Genomic DNA, 1932 nt, shown 5'->3' on the forward strand with positions numbered 1-1932 from the left:
CCAGCCAGCGCCGCGGGCGCGAGGCGGGCCAGTCCTGCCCGCCGGCGCTTGCCAGCCTGGCCTCGGCGGACAAAGGTGCATGGCGCTGGCGCCACTGGGCCAGCACGCGGGCCTGCAGCGCCTCACGGGAATCGTCGGCCGCGTGGAGGCCGGTGCGCAGGGTCTGGCGCAGCGCTTCGTCAGCGCCGGCTTCATCGGGCTTCATCATGACTCTCCTTCCCGCAGCTGCTGGCGCAGCGCCTGCTTGGCGCGGTACAGCAGCTGGTGGGCGGCATTGGGTTCAAGGTCCAGCGTGGCGGCGATCTCGGCCACCGAGGCATCGGCATAGGCCCACATCGCCAGCGCCATGCGCTGGCGCGCCGGCAGGCGCTGCATGGCGGCGGTCAACTCGCCAGCGCTGCGGGCCGGGGCAGGCTCGATAAGCTGTTGCTGGGCATCGGCCAGCTCGGTCAGCAGCGCCTGTTCGGTGGCCAGCTCCTGGCGCCGGCCCAGCCAGGTCTTGCAGCGGTTGATCACAATGGTGTTGAAGAAGGTGGCCAGGCTGGCGCCGCGGGCATCGCTGGGCCGGCTGCCCCACAGGCGCAGAAAGGACTCCTGCACCGCATCCTCGGCGTCCTCGCTGCGACGCAGCAGCTGCAGGGCCAGTCCATGGGCCTGGGGTGTCAGCCGGCGCACCAGCTCGGTGGCCGCGAGCGCCTCGCCCTCGCAGGCGTGGCGCCACAGCGCCCAGTCCTCGCCGGCTTGGCGCGGCGCGCGGCCGAACCAGCGGGCCAGCAGGCCGGGCGCGGTGGCAGCTGCGCTGTCGCTCATCGCTCGGGCAGCTTCTCGCGCAGTGCCCGCCGCTCCTCGGGGCTGAGCTTGTCCAGCATGGCCCGGCGCTGCCGCAGCAGCTCGCGGCGCTGCTCGGGCGACATGGCCTGGATCTCCTGGCGGCGCTGCTCGGCCATGCGCTGGCGCTGCTCGGGCGGCAGCTGATCCCAGCGCTCACGGGTCTGGGCGACCAGCGCGCGGCGCTCGGCCGGGCTCAATGTCTCGAGCCGCTGGCGCAGCTGCTCGCGGAACTCGCGACGCTCGGCCGGCGTGGCCTGCTGCAGCCGCTGCTTGAGCTCGCTGCGGCGTTGCTGCTGCTGCTCGGGCGTTAGCCGCGCCCAGTCCTGTGGGTCGGGCACGTCCGGCGGTGCGGCCTGGGCCGCCGCGCAGACCAGCCCCACCAGCAGAAGAGAAATCAGCGTTGCTTTCATCCTGTTCACCATCATCGCTCAGGCGCGCCACAGCGCCAGCTCACGGGCGCTCACACCGGGCAGCACGCTGCCCGCCAGCTGGGCCTGGCTGAGGCCGAACTGGCGCTGCAACAGGGCCGCGATCAGCTGGCGCAGGTCCAGGGTCGGGCGCAGATCGCGGCCATCGAGCAGCTGGGTCCGGGCCAGGCCGGGCCAGTCGGTCAGCACCCGACCGCCGGCCACCGCGCCACCGGCCAGCAAGGCCATGCCGGCCGTGCCATGGTCGGTGCCGCCGCTGCCGTTCAGCACCGCCGAGCGGCCGAACTCGGTCATCACCAGCACCGTGCTGTGCGGCCACTGCGCGCCCAGCGCCTCGCGCAGCGCCAGCAGGCCCTCATCCAGGCCGGCCAGCAGGCGCTGCAAACGGCCGGCCTGGTTGGTGTGGGTGTCCCAGCCATTGGCTTCCAGCCAGGCGACACGCGGACCCTGTTCGGCCGCCAGAAAAGTGCCGGCCTGGCGGGCCAACGCGGCAAAACCATTACCCGTGCCGGCCGACTCCCCGCCCAGCATGCCCTGCTGGGCCATCGCCCGCTGCCAGGCGGCGGACAGCGCGGCATCGTCCTGGTAGAGCTGGCCGACGCGGGCCAGCAGGTCCTCGTCAGCGCCGGCGCGGCGCGCCGGGGTCCATGTGCCGGCTTGCTGGGCACCGCGC

4 protein-coding genes are annotated in these 1932 nt (G+C 73.6%); all 4 read right to left on the bottom strand.

Annotated elements, in window-relative coordinates; all coding sequences use genetic code 11:
* Positions 1–205 (bottom strand): hypothetical protein (locus PO768_RS28655; protein ID WP_272648771.1); only part of this gene is annotated, 205 nt, incomplete at its 3' end.
* Positions 205–810, bottom strand: coding sequence for an RNA polymerase sigma factor (locus PO768_RS28660; protein WP_272648772.1), 606 nt, complete (start codon positions 808–810; stop codon positions 205–207). The genes PO768_RS28660 and PO768_RS28655, both read right to left, overlap by 1 nt.
* Entirely contained in the window at positions 807–1241 is a 435-nt protein-coding gene (locus PO768_RS28665) for a DUF3106 domain-containing protein (RefSeq protein WP_171018461.1), read from the bottom strand. The genes PO768_RS28660 and PO768_RS28665 overlap by 4 nt, the downstream gene beginning before the upstream one ends.
* Before the next feature lie 18 nt (positions 1242–1259).
* Positions 1260–1932, bottom strand: a 673-nt coding sequence (locus PO768_RS28670; RefSeq protein ID WP_272648773.1) for a DUF1501 domain-containing protein, incomplete at its 5' end; no start/stop codon positions are given.

Source organism: Paucibacter sp. XJ19-41 (assembly GCF_028462495.1).
Taxonomy (GTDB): Bacteria; Pseudomonadota; Gammaproteobacteria; order Burkholderiales; family Burkholderiaceae_C; genus Roseateles_E.

Excerpts from the sequence above, each read along its gene's own strand:
- PO768_RS28660 (WP_272648772.1), bottom strand. The coding sequence starts at position 810 with ATGAGCGACAGCGCAGCTGCCACCGCGCCCGGCCTGCTGGCCCGCTGG.
- PO768_RS28665 (WP_171018461.1), bottom strand. The coding sequence starts at position 1,241 with ATGAAAGCAACGCTGATTTCTCTTCTGCTGGTGGGGCTGGTCTGCGCG.